Raw genomic sequence first — 5,992 nt, 5'->3', positions numbered from 1 at the left:
TGCCGCGGGATCGATGCCGAAGGCGTCAGCGACGCGATCCGCGAGATGCGCGATGCCGGGGTCGAGATCATCGACAGCGACGCCGCGATCGCGGGTTGAGCATTCCTTAATCCACCCATCAACCGAACTGATTTGTGTTGCCCGCTTCAACCGGCTAAGCGGTGATAATGTCCCTCGATTTCCTTATCCGGGCTTGCCGCCTGATGACCTCATCTTGTTTTTCGCTCCGGCCCACGGAAGGTCTCCGTCATGGCTGACGCCCCCGATTTTCTGACCGGCATGCGCTCCGGCGTGGTGCCGGCGCTTTCGGCGGCGCCGTTCGGCGTCCTGTTCGGTGCCGTCGCCGTGGCGCAGGGGCAGAGCGTGGCCGAGACCGCGCTGATGAGCCTGACGATATTCGCCGGCGCAAGCCAGTTGGTGGGCGTGGAGCTGTTTGGCCAGCATGTCGCGGCCTGGATCATCGTCGCCTCGATCCTTGCAGTCAACTTCCGTCACGTGCTCTATTCGGCGGCGGTCACACCGATCCTCTCGCGTTTTTCATGGCCCGAGCGCCTTGCCTCCTTCTTCTTCCTGACCGATCCGCAATTCGCCGAAACGCTGAAGCGCGAGGATGCGGGCGCGCCGGTGACCTTTACCTGGTATATCGGCATGGCGATCTGCTTCTATGCCATCTGGAACGTGATGACGCTGATCGGGGCGACCCTCGGCGGGTTCATCGAAAACCCGGAAGCCCTCGGGCTGGACGTGCTGCTGCCCATCTATTTCCTGAACATCGTCATCGGCTTTCGGCGGCGGGCGAACTATCTGCCCGTGGTGGTGGTCAGCGCCATCGGTTCGGTGGTCGCCTTCATAACCATCGGTTCGCCCTGGCATGTCAGCGTAGGGGCCTTTGCCGGGATCCTGCTGGCCGCGGCACTGCCGCCCCAGCCTGCCGGCAAGGCGGACAAGCCATGAGCAATTTCACCGATGATCACATCGTGCTGGTCATTCTGGCCGCAGCGCTTGCAACCTACATGACGCGGATTGCGGGCTATCTCCTGCTTTCGGCGGTCTCGCACATCCCGCCGCGGGTCGAAGCGGCGCTCAACGCGATTCCGGCCGCGGTGCTGACGACGCTGGTCGCGCCTGCCTTCTATGCCGGGGGATGGGACACGAAACTCGCCCTGGCCGCCGCTCTCCTGCTCGGGTTGCGCTACGCCTCGCCTCTGCCGATGATCGCGGTCGGCTGGGCGGTGGTGATGATCGCGCGCTATTTCGTCATTGGCTGAGAGGCCTTGTGGCCGCCTCCAGCCAGCGCCGCTCGGCCTCGCTTGCCGCCAGCGGAGCTAGTTTTTCGCGCACCTCGCCATGATAGGCATCAAGCCAGGCGATCTCCTCGGCGCTCAGCAGCGTTGGCAGGATCAGCCTCAGATCGATCGGGCACCATGTCAGCGTCTCGAACCCGAGCATCGGGATTTCGCCGCCCTCGATCGGCTCGGCCTCTTTCACCAGAACCAGGTTTTCGATGCGGATGCCAAACGCGCCGGGGCGATAATAGCCGGGCTCGTTGGAAAGAATCATGCCGGGCTTCAGTTCGGCCGATCCCAGCCGCGATATCCGTTGCGGCCCCTCATGCACCGACAGATAGGAGCCGACGCCGTGGCCGGTTCCGTGGGCATAGTCGACGCCGGCCTGCCACAGCGCGGCGCGGGCAAACGGGTCGAGATCCATGCCGCGCGTGCCCGCCGGAAACCGTGCCCGCGAGATCGCGATCATGCCCTTCAGCACCAGCGTGAAGAATTTCTTCTGCGCGTCATCGACTTCGCCGACCGCAATCGTGCGGGTGATATCGGTGGTGCCGTTCTGGTACTGCGCGCCGGAATCGACGAGATACATCTCGCCGGGCTGGAGCATGCGGCTGGTCTCGCTGGTGACGCGGTAGTGGATGATCGCGGCATTCGGTCCCGCCCCCGAGATCGTGTCGAATGAGATGTCGCGCAGCGGGTTCTGCATCCGCATTCCGGTCTCGGCGCGCGCCGCCTCCAGCGCGCTTGCCGCATCGATCTCGCTGACCGTGCCGGGCGTCTGGCCATCGAGCCATGAGAGAAACGAAACCATGGCCGCGCCGTCCTGCAGATGGGCGGCGCGCGTGCCCGCCTGTTCCGCCGGGTTCTTGACCGCGCGGGCGGGCGCAACCGGGTCGGGCGCATTCTGCCATTTTCCGCCGGCCGCCTCCACGATCTGCACCATGGCATAGGGCACCGCCGCGCGATCGAGGAGCAGCGTTTCGCCCGCCGCCGCGATCGCCGCAAGCGCATCGGAAATCGCTTCGGGCGGCAGCAAACCGGCAAGCGGCTCGAGGTGGCCGGCGGCCTCGCCGGCCACTTTTTCCGGCATCACGAACAGCATCGCCGCGCCATCCGCCTTCACGATCGCGCGCGACAAGGGGGCCGGCGTATGGGCAACGTCATTGCCGCGGATGTTGAACAGCCAGGCGACCGAGGTCGAATCGGCGATCAGCACCGCGTCGGCCTTCTTCTCGCGCAGCATTTCGGCAATGGCCGCGATCTTCTCAGTAGCCGATTGTCCGGCCAGATCGCTGTTCTGAACGGTGACGGGCGCGGAGGGCACAGCCGGACGATCGGCCCATATGCCGTCAATCGGGTTTTCGGAAAGCAGTACAAGTTCGCCGCCGATGTCGGCCAGCGCGGATTGCAGCTTCTCGACCTCCGCCGGCGTATGCAGCCAGGGATCGATGCCGAGCTTCAACCCCTTCGGCTTGTGCGCGCCGAGCCATGCGGAAGGCGGGCAGCCGACAAGATCGCCGGCGGTGATGAGTTCGGCATCGGTCTGGGCGGCAAGCTGGGTGGTGTAGCGGCCATCGACGAACACCACAGCCTGTTCTTCCATCACCAGTGCAATGCCCGCCGATCCGGTAAAGCCGGTCAGCCAGGCCAGCCGCTCGGCCGATGGCGGCACATATTCGCCCTGATACTCATCGGTGCGCGGCACCAGAAAGGCGTTGATGCCGAGGGCTGGAAACAGCGCGCGCAGGGCGGCGATGCGCGGGGCGGCCTGTTCGGGGCGGGAGGAAACGTCGAAGGACTGAAACATGAATGGCTACCACCGGATAATTGTCGGCGCGACGATAGCTGATCGGACGCCGGATCGGAATCGTTTTCCGCCGCTTTTTTACGCGCGCGGGTAATCGCGCCAAGCATGCAAGAGGTGCATGGCTCCCATGACCCAGCCCACCTGCCTCAACGCCGGGCATGCATCTATATTGGGCACAGTTGATCAATGAAGGCCTCGCGCCGAACCGGATTTCCGGTTTGAAAGCGGCAGGGCCGATTGGATCGGCGGCCGACACCGCATTCCGATCATCAAGACAGGGAGTTACCGAAATGGGCTTTTTCCGCACCGCCTACAAGAATCTTACCGAGGCTCGCCAGCGTCAGGCAGACCGTTTCGTCGCCGGCGCCCTGCTGCGCCTTGACGACGCGTCTCTCAATGAGATCGGCAAATCCCGCGCCGAACTCACCGACAAAAGGCCTGGACGCACGCGTCTCTGATCTGCCGTATCGCTGAAGCGTTGAATATTGCGCCTGCTTGAGCTTGCTCGCGGGCGCAATGTCGTTTTCAAAGGCCGCCCCCGGGGTGGCCTTTTCTGTTTGCAGTCCGCGCCAGAGGCTAGTCGACCTCGGGAAACAGCAATTCGACGATGTAGCTCGGGTCGAAGCGGGTATCGAGCATGCCATAGGTGGAGCGCCAGCCGGCGGCGAGGCGGGTCTCCAGGAAGGCATCGGCAATCCGCCCGGCCCCAAGCCGGTAAAGTTCCGCAGCGCCGGCGGCGAGCGCCAGTTGCTCGACGAAGATACGGGCAGCACTCTCATCGCTCTTGCAGAGCGCCATCGCCGCGCGCAGCAGTTCCACGATCTTGCCCCCCGAAGCGCCGAGATCGCGCGCGATGACCTGGAACACGGCCTCGAACAATTCGCCGCCATGCTCCACGACCCGGCGCAGGTCGAGCGCCATCAGATTTCCGCCGCCGTCATGCATCGCGAGACCGGGCGCATCGCGATAGTGGCGGGCGATCGCCCGATCCTCGACAAAGCCATTGCCGCCCATTGCCTCCATCGCCTCGGCCACCACGGCGGACGCGATCTTCGTGGTCCAGTATTTGGTAACCGGGGTCATGACCCGGGCATAGGCCGCCTCCTCGGCGCTGTCGCGGGCGCGGTCGAAGCTTTCGGCAAGCCGGAACGACAGCGCGCCGGCGGCGGCGACATCGAGCGCGAGATCGGCGAGCACCCGCATCATCAGCGGCTGGACCACAAGCGTGCGCCCGGCCACCTTGCGCCCGCGCGCGGCATGCGTCGCTTCGGCCACCGCCGCGCGCATCAGGCCCGAGGCGATCACGGCGCTGTCGAGCCGCATCAGCGTCAGCATGTCGAGGATCGTCCTCAGCCCGCCATCCGGCGGCCCGAGCAGGAAGCCGAAGGCATCGGCAAATTCCACCTCAGCGGCCGCATTGGAGCGAAGCCCCAGCTTGTCCTTGAGGCGCTGGTAGCGCAGTGCATTGCCCCTGCCCTCGTCCAGAAGCCGCGGCACCAGGAAGCATCCGGGCTTGCCGTCGACATCGGCGAGCATGATGAAGGCGTCGCTCATCGGCGCGGAGACAAACCATTTGTGCCCGGAAAGCCGATAGACCCCTTCGCTGACCCGGTGCGCCTTGGTGGCGAGCGCGCGCATATCGCTGCCGGCCTGCTTTTCAGCGACGGCGAGCCCGATCGTGGCGGAGGTCTTCTGGTTCTGGGCGCGGTTGGTCGAATCATACTTGCGCGACAGGATTTTCGGCGCCCATTCGTCGCGCAGCTGCGGGGCCGCGGCGAGAACGGCAAGCGAGGCGGAGGTCGACGACAGCGGCTCCAGATGCCCGCATTCGAGCTGGGCGGAGAGGAACAGCCGGACGGCGCGCAGCTTGTGGGCCTTGGACTTCGAATCCGCGTCGCGCGGCGCTTCCCACAGCAGGGAATGCAGGCCGGACGCCATCGAACGGCGCATCAGCGCATGCCAGGCCGGATGGAAAGAGACGACGTCGAGCCGCTCGCCCGCCGGTCCGTGGGTCTTGAGCTGCGGCAGGCTGGTATTGGCCATCTGCGCAAGTTCCTGCGCGTCGGGCGAGGTGACGTATCGCCCGATCGCGTCGAACTCGTCGCGCAGCGGCCGTCCGAGCGAGCGCGTCAGATCTCCGAGCAGCGGGTCCGACTGGAACGCGTTGAGGTTGCTCCACGGTCGCGGCTGGTTCAGGGTCTTGTAAATGTCGGTGTCTGCCATCGGCGCACACATGGTTCCATTTTCAGCTTATCCGCAGTTGGCATGCTTCGATATCATCTGTCAAAGCTTGCGGCGAGGCCGGCGAGCCATTATAGACGCCAGGACTTCCCGCGACGGACCGCCCGACCTCATATGGAGGAAAGCTTCATGGTCTTCTTTCCCCACCGACATCTCATCGGCATCAAGGGGCTTTCTCCCATCGATATCAACACCCTTCTCGACAAGGCCGAAGAGGCGATCGCCTTCAACCGGTCGCGCGAGAAGAAGAACGCCGTGCTGCGCGGCCTCACCCAGATAAACCTGTTCTTCGAGGCCTCGACCCGAACCCAGGCCTCGTTCGAGCTGGCCGGCAAGCGGCTCGGCGCGGATGTGATGAACATGTCGGTCGGCAATTCCTCGGTCAAGAAGGGCGAGACGCTGATCGATACGGCGATGACGCTGAACGCCATGCACCCGGATGTGCTGGTGATCCGGCACTCCTCGGCTGGCGCTGCCGAACTGCTCTCCCAGAAGGTCGCCTGCTCTGTGATCAACGCCGGCGACGGGGCGCATGAGCATCCGACCCAGGCGCTGCTCGACGCGATGACGATCAGGCAGGCGAAGGGCCGGCTCGACAATATCGTGGTGGCGATCTGCGGCGACATCCTGCATTCACGCGTCGCCCGCTCCAACATCA

The 5,992-nt window shown here is 64.9% G+C and carries 5 protein-coding genes and 1 pseudogene; 4 read left to right on the top strand and 2 right to left on the bottom strand.

Annotated elements, in window-relative coordinates; all coding sequences use genetic code 11:
• Positions 1 to 249: 249 nt before the first annotated feature.
• Together B4E36_RS14555 and B4E36_RS14550 are read left to right on the top strand one after the other, a co-directional pair.
• Positions 250 to 954, top strand: coding sequence for an AzlC family ABC transporter permease (locus tag B4E36_RS14555; RefSeq protein WP_292059091.1), 705 nt, complete (start codon positions 250 to 252; stop codon positions 952 to 954).
• Positions 951 to 1,268, top strand: coding sequence for an AzlD family protein (locus B4E36_RS14550; protein WP_018066731.1), 318 nt, complete (start codon positions 951 to 953; stop codon positions 1,266 to 1,268). The genes B4E36_RS14555 and B4E36_RS14550 overlap by 4 nt, the downstream gene beginning before the upstream one ends.
• Here the strand turns inward: B4E36_RS14550 and B4E36_RS14545 are convergent.
• Positions 1,258 to 3,093, bottom strand: a complete 1,836-nt coding sequence (locus B4E36_RS14545; protein ID WP_292059093.1) for an aminopeptidase P family protein — start codon at positions 3,091 to 3,093, stop codon at positions 1,258 to 1,260. The two genes, B4E36_RS14550 and B4E36_RS14545, sit on opposite strands and share 11 nt — an antisense overlap.
• Positions 3,094 to 3,272: 179 nt before the next feature.
• Between B4E36_RS14545 and B4E36_RS14540 the strand changes: the two genes are divergently transcribed.
• Entirely contained in the window at positions 3,273 to 3,551 is a 279-nt protein-coding gene (locus tag B4E36_RS14540; RefSeq protein ID WP_292059190.1) for a hypothetical protein, read from the top strand.
• A 118-nt stretch (positions 3,552 to 3,669) separates the two neighbouring features.
• On the opposite strand, the gene B4E36_RS14535 is transcribed toward B4E36_RS14540, so the two are convergent.
• Complete coding sequence (locus B4E36_RS14535; RefSeq protein WP_292059095.1) at positions 3,670 to 5,316, bottom strand: acyl-CoA dehydrogenase family protein; 1,647 nt, start codon at positions 5,314 to 5,316, stop codon at positions 3,670 to 3,672.
• A gap of 147 nt (positions 5,317 to 5,463) precedes the next feature.
• Between B4E36_RS14535 and pyrB the strand changes: the two are divergent.
• A pseudogene (gene pyrB, locus B4E36_RS14530) lies at positions 5,464 to 5,992 on the top strand (aspartate carbamoyltransferase catalytic subunit); the annotation flags it as partial.

This window comes from Martelella sp. UBA3392, assembly GCF_002358775.1.
In the GTDB taxonomy this organism is placed as follows: Bacteria; Pseudomonadota; Alphaproteobacteria; order Rhizobiales; family Rhizobiaceae; genus Martelella; species Martelella mediterranea.
The sequence above is the reverse complement of the archived record's forward strand: the minus strand, read 5'-3'. Positions and strand labels throughout refer to the sequence as shown.